This window comes from Vibrio sinensis (assembly GCF_003605645.1).
In the GTDB taxonomy this organism is placed as follows: Bacteria; Pseudomonadota; Gammaproteobacteria; order Enterobacterales; family Vibrionaceae; genus Vibrio; species Vibrio sinensis.
This window is the reverse complement of sequence record NZ_QVMU01000012.1, coordinates 18,683-35,005: the sequence shown is the minus strand read 5'-3', so window position 1 is coordinate 35,005 and position 16,323 is coordinate 18,683. Positions and strand designations below refer to the sequence as shown.

The 16,323-nt window shown below is 44.5% G+C and carries 12 protein-coding genes and 4 tRNA genes; 12 read left to right on the top strand and 4 right to left on the bottom strand.

The features are described from left to right. Nucleotides 1-21: 21 nt before the first annotated feature. Nucleotides 22-1,905: an Lnb N-terminal periplasmic domain-containing protein gene (locus DZ860_RS13455; protein ID WP_120032240.1), complete on the bottom strand. Its 1,884-nt coding sequence runs from the start codon at nucleotides 1,903-1,905 to the stop codon at nucleotides 22-24. 94 nt (nucleotides 1,906-1,999) lie between these two features. After that, nucleotides 2,000-2,485, bottom strand: a complete 486-nt coding sequence (locus DZ860_RS13450) for a DUF3015 domain-containing protein (RefSeq protein ID WP_120032102.1) — start codon at nucleotides 2,483-2,485, stop codon at nucleotides 2,000-2,002. 345 nt (nucleotides 2,486-2,830) lie between these two features. Between DZ860_RS13450 and uvrY the strand changes: the two genes are divergently transcribed. The 7 genes from uvrY to DZ860_RS13415 all read left to right on the top strand — a co-directional run bounded on the left by uvrY (nucleotide 2,831) and on the right by DZ860_RS13415 (nucleotide 6,785). Further along, the gene (gene uvrY, locus DZ860_RS13445) at nucleotides 2,831-3,475 is read left to right on the top strand and encodes a UvrY/SirA/GacA family response regulator transcription factor (protein ID WP_120032100.1); all 645 of its coding nucleotides are present in this window, start codon (nucleotides 2,831-2,833) and stop codon (nucleotides 3,473-3,475) included. After that, nucleotides 3,475-5,307 (top strand): excinuclease ABC subunit UvrC, encoded by a 1,833-nt coding sequence (gene uvrC, locus DZ860_RS13440; RefSeq protein ID WP_120032098.1) that lies wholly within the window; start codon nucleotides 3,475-3,477, stop codon nucleotides 5,305-5,307. Before uvrY ends, uvrC begins: the two co-directional genes overlap by 1 nt. 74 nt (nucleotides 5,308-5,381) lie before the next feature. Then, entirely contained in the window at nucleotides 5,382-5,939 is a 558-nt protein-coding gene (gene pgsA, locus DZ860_RS13435) for a CDP-diacylglycerol--glycerol-3-phosphate 3-phosphatidyltransferase (protein ID WP_120032096.1), read from the top strand. 396 nt (nucleotides 5,940-6,335) lie between these two features. Further along, nucleotides 6,336-6,409 (top strand) — tRNA-Cys (locus DZ860_RS13430). A 36-nt stretch (nucleotides 6,410-6,445) separates the two neighbouring features. Then, a tRNA-Gly gene (locus DZ860_RS13425) sits at nucleotides 6,446-6,521 on the top strand. 77 nt (nucleotides 6,522-6,598) lie between these two features. Further along, nucleotides 6,599-6,685 (top strand) — tRNA-Leu (locus tag DZ860_RS13420). Between the two features lie 24 nt (nucleotides 6,686-6,709). After that, nucleotides 6,710-6,785: transfer RNA gene (locus tag DZ860_RS13415), tRNA-Gly, on the top strand. A 163-nt stretch (nucleotides 6,786-6,948) separates the two neighbouring features. Here DZ860_RS13415 and DZ860_RS13410 read toward each other — a convergent pair. Further along, nucleotides 6,949-8,043 carry a PQQ-dependent sugar dehydrogenase gene (locus DZ860_RS13410; RefSeq protein ID WP_120032094.1) on the bottom strand — a complete coding sequence of 365 codons (1,095 nt, stop codon included), beginning with the start codon at nucleotides 8,041-8,043 and terminating at the stop codon, nucleotides 6,949-6,951. A gap of 137 nt (nucleotides 8,044-8,180) precedes the next feature. Then, a complete protein-coding gene (locus tag DZ860_RS13405; protein WP_120032093.1) occupies nucleotides 8,181-8,672 on the bottom strand; it encodes a GNAT family N-acetyltransferase in 492 nt (163 codons plus the stop codon). A gap of 462 nt (nucleotides 8,673-9,134) precedes the next feature. Between DZ860_RS13405 and pheS the strand changes: the two genes are divergently transcribed. The 5 genes from pheS to DZ860_RS13380 all read left to right on the top strand — a co-directional run bounded on the left by pheS (nucleotide 9,135) and on the right by DZ860_RS13380 (nucleotide 16,321). Further along, the gene (pheS, locus tag DZ860_RS13400) at nucleotides 9,135-10,118 is read left to right on the top strand and encodes a phenylalanine--tRNA ligase subunit alpha (protein WP_005594293.1); all 984 of its coding nucleotides are present in this window, start codon (nucleotides 9,135-9,137) and stop codon (nucleotides 10,116-10,118) included. Between the two features lie 18 nt (nucleotides 10,119-10,136). Next, nucleotides 10,137-12,557: a phenylalanine--tRNA ligase subunit beta gene (gene pheT / locus DZ860_RS13395; RefSeq protein ID WP_120032091.1), complete on the top strand. Its 2,421-nt coding sequence runs from the start codon at nucleotides 10,137-10,139 to the stop codon at nucleotides 12,555-12,557. Nucleotides 12,558-12,924: 367 nt separating this feature from the next. After that, the gene (locus DZ860_RS13390) at nucleotides 12,925-13,443 is read left to right on the top strand and encodes an Hcp family type VI secretion system effector (protein WP_120032089.1); all 519 of its coding nucleotides are present in this window, start codon (nucleotides 12,925-12,927) and stop codon (nucleotides 13,441-13,443) included. 248 nt (nucleotides 13,444-13,691) lie between these two features. Then, nucleotides 13,692-15,809 (top strand): type VI secretion system Vgr family protein, encoded by a 2,118-nt coding sequence (locus DZ860_RS13385; RefSeq protein WP_120032087.1) that lies wholly within the window; start codon nucleotides 13,692-13,694, stop codon nucleotides 15,807-15,809. Continuing rightward, nucleotides 15,809-16,321, top strand: a complete 513-nt coding sequence (locus tag DZ860_RS13380) for a DUF4123 domain-containing protein (RefSeq protein ID WP_120032085.1) — start codon at nucleotides 15,809-15,811, stop codon at nucleotides 16,319-16,321. Before DZ860_RS13385 ends, DZ860_RS13380 begins: the two co-directional genes overlap by 1 nt. Nucleotides 16,322-16,323 lie beyond the last annotated feature (2 nt).

Sequence of the window (16,323 nt, the reverse complement as noted above, 5' to 3'; positions counted from 1 at the left end):
CTTGAGTGTAACACGCGTAGGCTAATAGTAAATAAACGCGGTTAAGTTAGCGCTGATGTCCTCAGCTTGCCATTTTTGATAACGAACTTGGCTGCGTAATGCCACGTTGCGGCTAATTCCCCAGTGCCAACTGGCCGTCATCTGCGAGTTTTGCTCAGCAGGGCCACTAAACAGAGCTAAGTACTGTCCTTGGAGGCCTAAGCGATGGTTTGAGGAGGCTTGGTACATTAAACCCGCCTCAACACCACTCCCTATAACAGCGTCATAGTGAGTTAACTCACCACCGCTAATTTCAGCAGAGAGTAGAGTATATAGGTGGAGATCATCGGCATCCCCCCATGCTTTACCATATCCCCCTTGCCCAAACCAACGCCCTGCGGTTTTATGCCTTAATGGTTTTCTATCAAAGCCAGTGCGTATATTCCAAGCTGTGTTGTCAAATAGGGTATTGCTTGGCGCGAGGGCCATCGCGTCAATCAGATAGAACCTTTCTAGACGAACATTACTGTTTTGATCAACGCTTAATTGGGTATCGAGGAAGCTGATCTGTGCTCCAGGAATGTAACCTTGCTGTGAATCGAGTAAGTCATGGTAGGCGACTCGCCAGTCTAGTGTTACTCGATTGCTATGGTTATCGCTGCTAAGGTTTTCACGGCCTTGGTTTTCACTGTACTGGTAACCCAAGCCGAAGCGTGCAGAGGCATGGCCTTTTTCAGGGGAAATATCGGGCATAGTGACCGGACTAAACGGCGATGCTGATTTTATTTGACTGCGTTGATGAAGTAGTTGAGTTAACAGTTTTGCAGTTTTATCTCGTTCTAAGCCTTGGTCATACAGTTCAAAATTGAGCCATTCGTAGGCAAATTCAAGAATCGCGGCTCGTTGTTGAGGATCGTAATCGTTACTTGATGGGAAATCGCCATTTTTTGCAGCTTTCGCGGCATCGAAAAGAGCCGGATCGATTTCGTTCGCTTGGTGCATCAATCGAGTACCAAATGATTCGCGGTAGTTTGGTTTTTCGAGTAATTCATTTTGATTTAACACTTCGACCGTATCAGAGGGAATGGCATGTAAAGGGAAGTGCTTAACTAATTGCAAATCTTCACGTGCGAGTTCGAGTAACGCAAGAAGTTGGTATGAGCAGTTCTCATCAAGAAAGTAGTAATCAAATTCAGCGCGCTGCATTTCCCATAAGTGAAGCAGTACGCGGTTAACTTCTGCTTCGTTAAATTTGAGTTGGTATTCCCAGATATCCCGTGACTCGATGTCATTATACTCCCTTACTTTTCGGTAATAAGGCATAACAGTGAATCGGCCTGGGTAACTACCAGCGAGTCCTTTTAGTGCGTATAGAGCAGCGTTATCTTGAGTTTCAGGCTCGGCTGCAAAGTTAATGGCAAAGGCGACCAATTCTTTGTGTCGAGTTTGATCTTTTGCATCGATTCTTAGCAGTGTATGACCAAACATTGAGGATGGGTTGTTCATGTAGGCGGTAGGAAAAACTAGAGTCATGCCTCTTGGATTTAACACCTCGCGCCATGTATTGAGCTCATCGCAATCGAGAACCGCTTCATTGCCTAGTTGCTGCTCTAGCCAAGTATAGCGAGCAGGGTACTGACAACGAGAAATTAGAGCTACCGATTCATCTTGGTTATAGAGAGCTGCGATTGTTGCATCTAGTTCAGCTTGTGGAGAAGTCTTGCCTTGGTCGGCAAAGAAGAATTTATCGCTGTCTACTGTACTTTTGTATCCTTGAGATAGTGTCGGTAAATAGTGGCCTAACTTAAGCCAGTAGGCATCTTTGGCTAGCAATTCTCGATCGAAATTGGGCTCAGCCCATACTGCGTTAGCTAGAAATAGTCCGCAACTTGCGAAGAGTGCCGAGGGAAATTTTATCAACGTCATGAGTACCGCAGAGAACATCTCAAGTTTATAGAGGATTGAACATGAAAAAAGTGCCCAATAAAAGGGCACTTAATGAAACATATTCAGCGAAGCGTTAGATAGCGTAGCCTGTTAGTGCAGTGTCTTCTGCAACTAGGTTGTTTAGATTCGCAAATACTTCTTCAGATGTTACGTTTTCTGATTTGAAAACTTCTGCGAAGTTATCTTGTGCTAGCGTGTTGAATGCTGCTTTATCTGATTCTTGAATGCCCCAAACTTCAGATAGAGTTGCTAGTGTTTCACCTTCACCTTTCGCGATATCGCGAGCAAGGTTATCCATGTTGCCATCAATGAACAAAGCAAGTTTTTGAGAAGAAGTGATGGTACCTGAACCGTCACAACCTAGTGTACCAAAAGTGATACCAAAAGTTTGGTTACCAAAAGTACCGTTAGTCGTTGCACCTAGTACTTTGAATACTTTGCCTGACTTACCATCAAAAATCATTGTACCTAGACCACAACCGATATCAGCATCTGCCATTGCTAAGTTAGATAGTGGAAGAGTTGTAGCAAGGGCTGCCACTGCAAGAAGCTTTTTCATAAAATATCCTTAATCATTATTGTTACCTATTGGTTCAAATAGGCTTTGCATGCAGTACATAGGAACCGCACCTCATATAGATAGTTGAAAAGTGTTACATTTTCAATCGTTACAATGAAATTATTAACAGATAGAGCCTTTTGTTTGCATTTTGTATCGTCGTTGATTCAACTTATTGATTGAAAGGCTAAAAAAATTGGATTTTAAATAAGAGCTTGCGAAAGTTTGCGTTTGGGCACATATTCAGTGTAATTAAATTTTCTTAATTGGGTTAAACTAAGCATCCATATTGCTATCCACAGTTAAGTGGGTGCAGAGCCAATGTAATAGTGTGGAGATACAAGCTTGATAAGTGTTTTCCTTGTAGATGATCACGAGCTGGTTCGCACAGGGATACGACGTATTATTGAAGACGTCCGTGGGATGAACGTAGCAGGGGAAGCTGAAAGCGGTGAAGACGCAGTGAAGTGGTGTCGGAATAATCATGCCGATGTCATTTTGATGGATATGAATATGCCAGGAATTGGAGGTCTTGAAACGACCAAGAAAATCCTGAGATTTAATCCGGATGTGAAAATTATCGTTTTAACTGTTCATACGGAAAATCCGTTTCCAACTAAAGTGATGCAGGCTGGAGCCGCTGGTTATTTAACCAAAGGTGCAGGCCCTGATGAAATGGTCAATGCCATTCGGATTGTGAATAGTGGTCAACGCTATATCTCTCCTGAAATCGCGCAGCAGATCGCACTCAGTCAATTTTCTCCGGCTTCGGAAAATCCTTTTGCTGAGTTATCTGAACGTGAATTGCAGATAATGATGATGATCACCAAAGGTCAGAAAGTAACGGATATTTCTGAACAGCTGAGCTTAAGCCCGAAAACGGTAAACAGTTACCGCTATCGACTATTCAGTAAGTTGGGGATTAGCGGTGATGTGGAACTGACACATTTAGCTATTCGCCACGGAATGTTGGACACTGAGACTTTATAGTGACCTCTGCTTTTGATTCGGTCTCCTTTCTTAAGACTGTAACAAATCAGCCCGGTGTGTACAGAATGTATAACACCGAGGCTGTTGTTATTTATGTCGGCAAAGCCAAAGATCTTAAAAAACGCCTCTCTAGTTACTTTCGTAAGAAAGTTGACGGTGAAAAAACACGCGCGTTAGTCAGCAATATCACCAAAATCGATATAACGGTTACCCACACCGAAACTGAAGCCCTTATCCTTGAGCACAATTATATTAAGCAATATTTGCCGAAATATAATGTGCTGCTCCGAGATGATAAATCTTACCCATACATTTTTATCAGCGGTCATCATCATCCGCGTCTCTCTATGCACCGTGGTGCTAAAAAGCGCAAAGGTGAGTACTTTGGGCCTTATCCCGATTCGGGAGCGGTGAGAGAAACTCTGCATTTGCTTCAAAAGCTATTTCCGATGCGACAGTGTGAAGATTCGGTTTACAGCAATCGAACCCGCCCTTGTTTGATGTATCAGATTGGCCGCTGTGCCGCACCTTGTGTAAGCAGCATAATTTCTGACGAAGAGTATCAAGAGTTAGTGAACTATGTGCGTCTTTTCTTGCAAGGAAAAGACAATCAAGTTCTTTCTACTCTCGTGGCAAAGATGGAGCAGTTTAGTCGAGAGCTAAAATTTGAAGAAGCGGCTAAATGCCGTGATCAAATTCAAGCTATTCGCCGAGTGCAAGAGCAGCAGTTTGTTTCTGATGACAGCATGGATGATATGGATGTGCTGGGTTTTGCTCAGGAAAATGGTATTGCTTGTATTCACATCTTAATGATTAGACAAGGTAAAGTACTTGGTAGTCGTAGCCACTTTCCTAAAATTCCATCTCAAACCACCGAGCAGGAAGTATTTTACAGCTTTTTAAGCCAATATTATTTGAGCCACAATGAAGCTCGTACTATCCCAACACGGATTATTCTTAATTCGGGGTTGGTGGAGGAGAGCGAATCGCTTGTGCATGCCATTTCTCAAATTTCAGGACGGAAAATACATTTTCATAGCAGTCCAACAGGCACACGGGGTCGCTACTTAAAATTGGCGAATACGAATGCACGAACGGCGATTACCACCAAAATTAATCACAAAATGACGATTTCACAGCGCTTCAAAGCGTTGAGAGAGGTACTCGGCATGGAAACGATTAATCGAATGGAGTGCTTTGATATCTCTCATACCATGGGAGAAAGTACTATTGCGTCGTGTGTTGTCTTTAATCAAGAGGGCCCAGTTAAGCAAGAGTATCGTCGTTATAACATTACTGGTATTACCGGTGGTGATGACTATGCCGCGATGGGGCAGGCACTTGAACGCCGTTATTCGAAACAGATTGATGTAGAAAAAATACCAGACATCGTTTTTATCGATGGTGGTAAGGGGCAGTTAAATCGAGCTCATGAGATTATCGAAACCTGTTGGCAAGATTGGCCAAAGCGGCCGCGACTGATTGGTATCGCCAAAGGGGTAACTCGCAAACCAGGTTTGGAAACATTGATTACAACGGATGGAGATGAATTTCACTTGCCAAGTGATGCTCCTGCTCTTCATCTTATGCAGCATATTCGTGATGAGAGCCACAATCATGCAATCGCTGGGCATAGGGCGAAGCGTGGAAAAACGCGTCGTACCAGTGTGTTAGAAGGTATTGAGGGTGTCGGACCAAAACGACGCCAAGCTTTATTAAAATATATGGGCGGATTACAAGAATTGAAGCGTGCGAGTGTCGAAGAAATCACCAAAGTACCAGGCATTAGCCATTCTTTGGCAGAAATCATTTATCAAGCATTGAAACAATAACAAAAATCCCGCACCATATGAGCCTGTTTCTGGACCCTAAACAGCGCCTTACGCAAACGATAAGAGCAAAATATATGCGTTTAAATATCCCCAACATTCTATCTTTGTTGCGACTTTTCCTAATTCCAGTATTTGTCGTTATTTTCTACTTGCCGTACAGTTGGGCTCCTTTTGCCGCTGCGATGGTTTTCTGGGTTGCTGGCTTCACCGATTGGTTGGATGGCATGCTCGCACGGAAATTAGGCCAAACCTCTCGATTTGGTGCTTTTATTGACCCTGTAGCTGATAAAGTGCTTGTCGCAACAGCGTTGATTTTGATTACTGAGCATTATCACAGTATCTGGGTGACAATTCCTGCGGTGACGATGATTGCTCGTGAAATCATTATTTCTGCATTGCGTGAATGGATGGCTGAAATTGGTAAACGCGCTAGTGTTGCGGTTTCATGGGTTGGTAAAGTGAAGACTGTGAGTCAGATGTTTGCTTTGTGGGTATTGATATGGCGCTACGACGACTGGATGATATGGGTAGGTTATATTGCCTTGTATGTCGCGACAGTACTGACGTATTGGTCTATGGCTCAATATCTGCTGGCTGCAAAAGATGATCTCCTTAACGAAGAACATCATTAACCAATTTCGAAATCCCTCTACATTAGAGGGATTTTTTGTATTGGTATTTAGATGCAGCAATAACATAGTGTAAATTACCCCCGCTGCTTTTTATCGAATGAAGTAAGATACTAGCCGATCGCTATTCTATATTTGGCTGCGCTAGAATGGAGTTGATAAATTACTTGATAGTTGGGTGGGGTAGGCGTGTACATAGTGTTATGTAAATACAAACTAGTTGCTTGATTTTAAGTGAAAATCGGTTACTTAAATGTTGTATTTGCTGATTATTGAACGTTAATTGGCCAAACGATTCGAAATTCGAAAAATAGTATTGACTCATCGCAGTGGATCCGTAAAATGCATCCCGTACCCAAGGCTAGCGCATGATTGTTTAGCTAAGTAGGGAATGAATATGGCGCCTTGGCAGAGTGGCTATGCAGCGGATTGCAAATCCGTGGACCTCGGTTCGACTCCGGGAGGCGCCTCCATATTTCTTTAAGTTTTTAAAAGCTTCTAGAAAATATGCGACACTAGCTCAGTTGGTAGAGCGCAACCTTGCCAAGGTTGAGGTCATCGGTTCGAACCCGATGTGTCGCTCCAAATACAACGATATGGCGAAAGCGGTATCTATAATGGTGTTTTACTTTTCAGTAAAGGCATCACAAAGAGATTTGTGTGCCCTGGTGGTGGAATTGGTAGACACAAGGGATTTAAAATCCCTCGACGTTCGCGTTGTGCCGGTTCAAGTCCGGCCCGGGGCACCATTAATTTAAAAGCGTAAGCTTTATGCGACACTAGCTCAGTTGGTAGAGCGCAACCTTGCCAAGGTTGAGGTCATCGGTTCGAACCCGATGTGTCGCTCCAAATAGAAAAGCCAGTCTAATGACTGGCTTTTTTTATGCCTATAATTTGGATTCAACACTTAGCTTGATTATGCTCTAGGCTCATTCAGAGACGGGTTTAGCTAACGTAGCGCTCTTATTAGCGAGCAGCTAGTTTATTCACGCTTTGCTTAGTGCAATCGTATTTATTCGTGCAATGTGCTAAGGCGGTAGACTTTACCGCTGTCGGAGCTAAAGAGGATGTGACCATCAGGAGTCACGGTGAGCGCTCGAATACGCTCTTTTAGATCCGATAAAATTCGTTGTTCTTCAATGATATTACCGTGAGCGTCTAGCGTTAGGATGTTGATGTGAGTGAGTTTTAGTGCCCCTAGGAGCAATTTATTTTTTAAATTAGGGTATTGCTCACCTTGGTAGTAAATCATGCTACTCGGTGCGATTGATGGGATATAGACTTTTTTTGGTGATTCAATACCTTTCATCTCTTGTGCTTGGCCGACCGGCAATGGATTCCAATATTCTTTGCCATGTGAAGTGATTGGCCAGCCATAGTTTGCCCCTTTTACGATTAAATTCACCTCATCACCGCCTCTAGGGCCGTGTTCGACAGACCATAGTTCGTTGCGATCTCGCAAGAAAATAATGCCTTGTGGATTGCGGTGTCCGTAACTCCATATGGCATTTTGTGCATCATTTTGTTCGGCAAACGGATTGTCTTTAGGGGGTGTCCCATCGGGATTTAACCTAATGATGCTGCCAGCGTGAGTAGTCAAGTTCTGCCCGTTCTCTCTTTCCCCTCGGTCACCAATCGATAGGTACAAATAGTATTGATCAAAGGCGATTCGACTACCAAAATGTCGATTTGTCGTTGAGCCTGAAGATGAGACAAAAAGTTCGGTTAAGCCAACAATGTGATTTTCGACGAGATAGGCTTTTGCTAATGCGGTTTCGATTCCGGCCTCAACTTCCTTGCTGTAGGTGAAATAGAATGCTTTGTCGTCAAATGGCGAGGGAGCAACATCGAGCAATCCACCTTGACCATTGGTAACCACATTAGGAAAGTGGAAGATAGGCTGATACTTTTGAGTTGAGTGGTTGAGGATCCCAACGCGTCCATTTCGCTCAGTTATGAGAACTTGATGCTGATCTATTGGTGCCATGCCCCAAGGAACGCCAAGACCACTAATCACTTCTTCTGCATGCCATTTTGTAGCGGAAGTTGGCGTCGCAAAGCTTTGATTACTACAGACGATGAGACAGAATATCCATAATTTTCTCATGATAATTCCTTATTTCGAGGCAGGATGCAGTATACCTAGCTACCTCTATGTGCTTATTTTTGCATCAAATGGAGTTAGGTTATCATGCATCACTTCTCGACGTTCAGAATCACTCTATAACAAAACGATGGGCTATATCAGATGTCATTTAACGACATCAACATCCATACGTCACACCCGTTGTGTTCGGTTCCGGCGAGTGGGGCACTAAGGTGTTCAAATCCTAGTTTCTGATAGAGTGAAATCGCTGACTGCATAGTATTGAGCGTATCTAAGTAGCACTGCTGGAAGCCTTGCTGCTGCGCAAACGTTAGGCATTGTGTACTTAAGGTTTTTCCGATGCCTTTTCCACGGCTTTTAGGAAGCAAAAAGAGTTTCTTTAACTCACATACTTGTTGTGAACCATTAAAAGGCGCGACACCACATCCCCCAACAATTTCCCCATCGATGAATGCGACTAAGTAGAGGCTACATTGCTCTTTTGTGTAGTGTTGACTCATTGCCAATACTTCTGCATCCGAGGGGCCAAAACCCTCACCAACTGCTCCATACTCAGCACCTACCGTTTTAATGATAGTGCAGATCTGAGCGTCAAATTGAGCGCTGATCGGTAAGATTTCAATATTCATAGAGGGCTCCATATATACCCAGAAAAAATTATACTTAGTGACCTATATATCCAAGAGCTTGCATTCCCAAAGGTGAAACGACTTAGATATAAGGTGTTGGCTTGAATGACAAACTCTAAACTAAGCACAAACATATTTAGCTTACTTAGCCATGTATAAATGTTGGCTGCGTAGGTCGAAAATGCTGACTTGGAGAAATCGAGTTTATTGTAAAATGTATGCTTTGGTACCAATCTGGGACTCAACGAAGCAAAAATCAATATTTCATTGTGCGTTATCGATGTTTTTTTCAGCGATAAGGTCGTTTCCCCGTATTTCAATTTGGCTTTAGGCGCCGCATTGATTACTATGTGGGGCTATTTAAAGACCCAAGATCCCTGTCGGGACGCTTATGGACACTACCACTTATGTGTATTGTTTCGAAGCAAGACTCGGACAAAGACATAGGTAGATGAGGAAACGATGCAACATCTAGAAGAGATCATTGCTAATGCGAGTGCCGCTATTGAAGCTGCGCAGTCGCTAGTCGCACTTGATGAAGTGCGTGTTCAGTATCTAGGTAAAAAAGGTGAGCTAACTACTCAACTTCAAAGCCTAGGTAAACTGCCACCAGAAGAACGCCGTGAAGCTGGTCAAGAGATCAATAAAGCGAAAGGCGTAGTTCAACAAGCAATTTCAGCTCGCAAAGACGCTCTACAGCGTGCAGAGCTTGAAGCGAAATTGGCTGAAGAAACGATTGACGTAACCCTACCAGGTCGTCGTATCGAGAACGGTGGTCTACACCCAGTAACTCGTACTGTTGAGCGTATCGAGCAATTCTTCGGCGAACTTGGTTTTACCACTGAGTCTGGTCCTGAGATCGAAGATGCTTTCCACAACTTCGATGCACTGAACATTGCAGCCGATCACCCGGCACGTACTGATCATGATACCTTCTTCTTTAACCCAGATTTGATGCTTCGTACTCATACATCTGGTGTACAGATTCGTACCATGGAAAGTGGCAAACCACCATTCCGTTTCATCGCTCCGGGCCGTGTATACCGTAACGATTACGACCAAACTCACACGCCAATGTTCCACCAAGTGGAAGGTATGTTGGTTGATGAGAACGTGAACTTTGCACAGCTGAAAGGCACGCTGCATGACTTCCTATGTAACTTCTTCGAAGAAGAAGTAGAAGTGCGTTTCCGTCCATCTTACTTCCCATTCACAGAACCTTCAGCTGAAGTTGACGTGAAAGGCAAAAACGGTAAATGGCTAGAAGTTCTAGGTTGCGGTATGGTTCACCCGAACGTACTACGTAGCGTAGGCATCGATCCTGAAAAATACTCTGGTTTCGCATTCGGCATGGGCGTTGAGCGTCTAACCATGCTGCGTTACGGCGTAAACGATCTACGTTCGTTCTTCGAGAACGATCTTCGTTTCCTAAAACAGTTCAAGTAATCCAGAGGGTTCATCACTATGAAATTCAGCGAATCATGGCTTCGTGAGTGGGTAAACCCTGCGGTTACCACTGACGAACTAACACACCAAATTACAATGGCGGGCCTAGAGGTAGACGACGTACTACCAGTAGCAGGCACGTTCAACGGCGTTAAAGTCGGTCTTGTTGTAGAATGTGGTCAGCACCCAGATGCTGACAAACTGCGCGTAACTAAAGTTGATGTAGGCGCAGAAGAGCTTCTAGACATCGTTTGTGGCGCATCAAATTGCCGCCAAGGTATCAAAGTTGCAGTAGCAACTGTGGGTGCTGTTCTTCCAGGCGATTTCAAAATCAAAAAAGCGAAACTACGTGGTCAACCTTCTCACGGTATGCTTTGTTCATTTACTGAACTGGGTATCGACGTTGAATCAGAAGGCATCATGGAGCTTGCAGAAAACGCAGTTATCGGTACAGATTTCCGTGAATTCTTAAGCCTAGATGACGTAACAGTCGATGTAGACCTAACGGCAAACCGTGCTGACTGTTTCAGCATTCGCGGTATGGCTCGTGAAGTTGGTGTTCTAAACCGCGCTGACGTTACTGAACCAACAGTTGAAGCGGTTGCTGCGTCTATCGAAGACACTATCTCTATTGAAGTAAAAGCGCCAGCAGCATGTCCTCGTTACTTAGGTCGCATTGTTAAGAACGTAAACGTTCAAGCTGAAACACCACTTTGGATGCAAGAAAAATTGCGTCGTTGTGGCATTCGCTCTATCGATCCAATCGTAGATATCACTAACTTTGTTCTTCTAGAGCAAGGCCAGCCAATGCATGCATTTGATCTTGCTAAGATTGAAGGCGGCATCGTAGTTCGTATGGCAGAGCAAGGTGAAAAGCTAACTCTTCTAGATGGTACAGAAGCTGAACTAAACGCAGATACTTTAGTCGTTGCGGATCACGGTAAAGCGCTTGCGATTGCTGGTATCTTCGGTGGCGAACACTCTGGTGTGAGCTCTGAAACGAAAGATGTGTTACTTGAATGTGCTTTCTTTGCACCTGATCATATCCGTGGTCGTGCTCGTGCATACGGTCTACATACAGATTCTTCTATGCGTTTTGAACGTGGTGTGGATTACGCACTGCAATTCAATGCGGTTGAAAGAGCAACAGCACTGCTTGTTGAAATCTGTGGTGGTGAAGTAGCACCAGTGGTTGCAGTAGAATCTGAAGCAGATCTACCAAAAGCAAACCAAGTTTCACTCCGTCGCATTAAACTAGACAACCTATTAGGTCACCACATTGCAGATGCAGATGTGGTTGAAATCTTAGAGCGTCTAGGTATGACTGTTGAAGCCTCTGTTTTTGACGACAAGTCAGAAGGTTGGGTTGCTACAGCACCAACATGGCGTTTCGACATTGCTATCGAGCAAGATTTGATTGAAGAAGTTGGCCGTATCTACGGTTACGACAACATTCCTAACCAATCACCAGTTGCTGCGCTAAGCATGAACGATCATAAAGAAGCTAACCTACCGCTTAAGCGTGTACGTAACCTTCTTGTTGACCGTGGTTACCACGAAGCGATCACTTACAGCTTCGTTGAACCTGAACAGCAAAAATTAGTTGTACCGGGTGTTGAGCCGCTAATTCTGCCATTCCCTATCTCTGCGGATATGTCAGCAATGCGTCTTGGCCTAATCCAAGGTCTGCTGAACACGGTTGTTCACAACCAAAAACGTCAGCAACCACGTGTTCGTTTGTTTGAATACGGCCTACGTTTCATCCCTTGTGAATCTGCTGAAAATGGTATGCGCCAAGAGCCTATGCTTGCTGGTGTTATCGCAGGTACTCGTGGTGAAGAGCACTGGAACGTAGAAACTAACACTGTTGATTTCTTCGATCTTAAAGGTGATCTAGAAGCCGTTCTTGAGCTAACAGCGAACGACAAAGCTTACTCTTTCGCAGCACTTTCTGCAGAAGCAAAAGCGGCGAACCCAGCACTTCACCCAGGTCAATCAGCAGCAATCGTTGTTGATGGCAAGGAAATCGGTGTGATTGGTACGGTTCACCCAGAGCTTGAGCGTAAGTTTGGTCTAAACGGCCGTACTATCGTATTCGAAATCGAATGGTCTGCGATCAACACCAAAGTGATCCCAGAAGCAGTAGCGCTTTCTAAATTCCCATCAAACCGTCGTGATATCGCAGTCGTAGTTGACGAAGCTGTTGCTTCAGGTGACATCGTTGCTGCATGTCTAGAACAAGGTGGTGAGTTCCTTAAAGATGCGAAACTGTTCGATGTTTACGTGGGTAAAGGCGTAGAAGAAGGCAAGAAGAGCCTAGCTATCGCACTAACACTACAATCGAACGAGCGTACGCTAGAAGATGCTGATATCGCTGGTGCGGTTGAAGCTATCGTTGCGCACGTATCAGAGAAGTTTGGCGCAGCTTTACGTGACTAATTGCTAATCTGATTCGTTCTGATATAGAAAGCCCGCTGATTTCAGCGGGTTTTTTTTTGCGCGCTACAAAACCCTATAACCCCTAGCGAGCAAGATCTTGCCCGCTGGGCAACTTTTTGTTCGAACTGAGCAAGATCTTGCTCAGATAAATTAACTTAATTTTAAGTTGTTGATTTACAATGGTTTATTTTTGGCATGGTTACTGCTTACGTTACTTGTAGCTAGTGAGTGTTTCGCTCATCAATTCATTGAAGTTCACTCAACTAGCGATTTATTAACTTATTAACCATTACGACATAACCATCACTACATAGCCATTATGCATAGTTACGAATGAGTTATCCGTAAGCAATAAAAGGACTTAAACATGCCAACTCCTTGTTATATCCAGATCAATGGTCAAACTCAGGGTCTTATCACAGCCGGCGCTTGTACCGCAGATTCTATTGGTGACTCTTATGTAGAGGGCCACGAAGATGAAATGCTGGTTCAACAATTTGACCACACCGTGACAGTTCCAACGGATCCACAATCAGGTCAACCTTCAGGTCAACGTGTACACAAAGCGTTTCAATTCACGGTTTCTTTGAACAAAGCTGTTCCTCTGCTTTATAACGCATTGGCTTCTGGCGAGAAGATGAATGAAGTGACCTTGAAATGGTACCGTACTTCAATCGAGGGTAAGCAAGAGAACTTCTTTACCACTACGCTAGAGAACGCCTCGATCATCGATATCCAATGTGAAATGCCACACTGTCAAGATCCTGTGAATGCTGACTTCACCCAGAACCTAACCGTTTCTATGTCTTACCGTAAGATCACTTGGGATCACGTTAACGCAGGGACTTCAGGCTCAGACGATTGGCGTAAGCCGATCGAAGCGTAAGCTTTGTTCCTGGCTGACTTGGAGCCATCGCTGCAAGTGGTTGGGGCATAGTAAAACGTATGGCGACCGTATGGTGAGACGTGTGTTAGACATGACTCGCATTCGTGTCGCCTTTTTCCCCTAACCAAAACAGGTTCACTAAAATGCATTCACATTATGCATATTCACTATTATGCATTTAAAGATATGCATGAGTTCAGCCTGTTGTGGTTAGGGTACAGTTTTCGTAAAAAGAATAGGGATTATTCATGGCTACATTGACCTACACTCTGACGCTTGACGGAGTGCAAGACGACAGTTTGGTGGTGCGCAGTTTTGATGGGCAAGAGTCGTTATCTGAAAGTGTATTTCACGCTCAAGCGTGTTACGGGTTTCGCTACGAGATTGAATTAGCCAGCCGCCGAAGCGATTTGCTTCCTGATGATGTCGTTGATAAACCGGCCGAGCTGAGATTGTATCGTAATGGTCAACTGACGCAGCGTGTACATGGCATAGTGCGCCAATTTACCCAAGGTGATATTGGTCATCACCATACTTTCTATTCTTTAACTCTGGTTCCGGCGTTAGAGCGTTTATCGCTACGTCACAATAGCCGCATTTTCCAAAAACAGACCGTCCCGGAAATCATTTCCGTATTGCTGCAAGAGATGGACATTCAAGATTACGCGTTTGCGTTGTCGCGCGATTATCAAGCGCGTGAATTTTGTGTTCAATATCGAGAAACCGATTTGGCGTTCGTGCAGCGCTTGGCGGCGGAAAAGGGGTTGGTCTACAGCTTTGAACACATTGAGGGTAAGCACACGGTGATTTTCAGCGACAGCTCAGAGCTGCTGCCTGCCCTTGGTGAGCCTGTGCCTTACAACGCACTTTCTGGTGGCGTGGTCGATACGCCTTATATTTCCGCCATCAAAAAACGCACTCAAAGTGAAACTGCGTCGGTCGCGCTGCAAGATTACAGTTTTAAAAAGCCGAGCTACGGATTTTTGCAAAAACCGCAAGGTACTGACATGGCCTATCAACGAGATAGCTATGAACACTTTGATTACCCGGGGCGCTATAAAGACGACAACAACGGCAAGGCGTTCAGCCAAATCCGCCTTGAATCGTTACGCCGTGAAGCCCACTTAGCTTTTGGTAAAAGCAATCAGCCTTTGCTACGAGCAGGTTACCGATTCCAACTGCAAGAGCATTTAAACCCCGAGTTTAACCGTGAATGGCTGGTGGTGTCGGTATCTCGTCAAGGTGAGCAACCTCAAGCGCTAGAAGAATCAGGAGGTAACGGTGCTACCACCTACCACAATACGTTTACCCTGATCCCCGCGATTTATACATGGCGCGCCGAACCCCAAGCGAAACCTCAAGTCGATGGGCCGATGATAGCCCTGGTGGTTGGACCGAAAGGGGAAGAAATCTTCTGTGATGAACATGGTCGAGTGAAGCTGCATTTCCCGTGGGATAGATACTCCAATGGTGATGAACACAGCTCGTGTTGGGTGCGTGTTTCTCAAGGCTGGGCGGGCTCTCAATATGGCATGATGGCTATTCCACGGATTGGGCATGAAGTGATTGTGTCGTTTTTAAATGGCGACCCAGACCAACCAATAGTGACCGGGCGCACTTATCATGCGACCAACACGCCGCCTTACGATTTACCCGAGCACAAAACCAAGACTATTTTACGCAGCGAAACTCACCAAGGAGAGGGCTTCAACGAACTGAGCTTTGAAGATCAAGCTCAGTCAGAAAAAGTGTATTTACATGCGCAAAAAGATTTTGAAGCGGATGTGCTTAACGATCACACCACTCATATCAAACATGACAAGCACTTAACGGTGGATAACGATCGTTTCACGGAAATCAAAAATCACGACCACTTGACCGTGCTAGGTGAGAGCCGAAGCAAAATCACCCAAGACCAGAGTGTGGTGGTTGATGGCAGTATTCATATCAAAGCGGGACGAGTTTTGGTTAATGAGGCCGCCAATGAAATTCACATTAAAGCAGGTGAAAAGGTGGTGATTGAATCAAGCAGTGAAATTACCGTTAAAGCCGGTGGAAGTTTCGTAAAAATTGATGCGGGTGGTGTCCATTTAGTCGGCCCTGCAATCAATCTCAATTCCGGCGGCAGCGCCAGTAGCGGCAGCGGGTTTGGTGGGCAAGTGGCTGCGTTGCCATTGGGGGTAGAGTCATTAAAAGTGGATTCGGTATTTTCCGATCTCAATATTATCGCCCTTGAACAGAGTATGCCACTGCATCAACAAGTATTAACAGATTTAGTGTCTGGAACTGCGATTACACAACTATGTCAAAAAAAGACCGATGGTTCTTGTCCTTTATCTGATTGTCCATGTAGGGAAGGGGAATAATGGTCGATTTGCCATATTTCAGTAAGCAGAATAAGCCAGTCCGATGGTATGCATTAGTCGCTTTTTATCCTGACATGCATCAAAAATTGTTTAGTTCACTAAAGGGGCACAATGTATCGCCCTTGTATAACAGAACGGTATTGAAAGGAATGTTGGAGCATAGTCCTTACCTCATTGAACTGGAAGATCACGACTCTCTAATCGCTGAATTGCCTCAGACACATTCCTTGCTGTTTTCTGCGCCTGACAAATACAGTAAAGGTGACGTGCTCAATCATCTAAGAAATCGCATGAAAGTAACTTTTGATGGCAACCGAAAAGGTATCTTTCATTACTATCAACCGGAGATCGCCAGTTATTTCTTCTCGGCTGAACGACGTGAGACACATAGTTGGATGGGCATCCTTTCGAGCGTTAGCTGGCTTAATCAAGTTAAGGCTGAAGAGCAGGAGTGGAGGACAGTTGAGAGTGAACCTGATACTGAGGAAGCACTTAGCTCAATAGATACCTAACA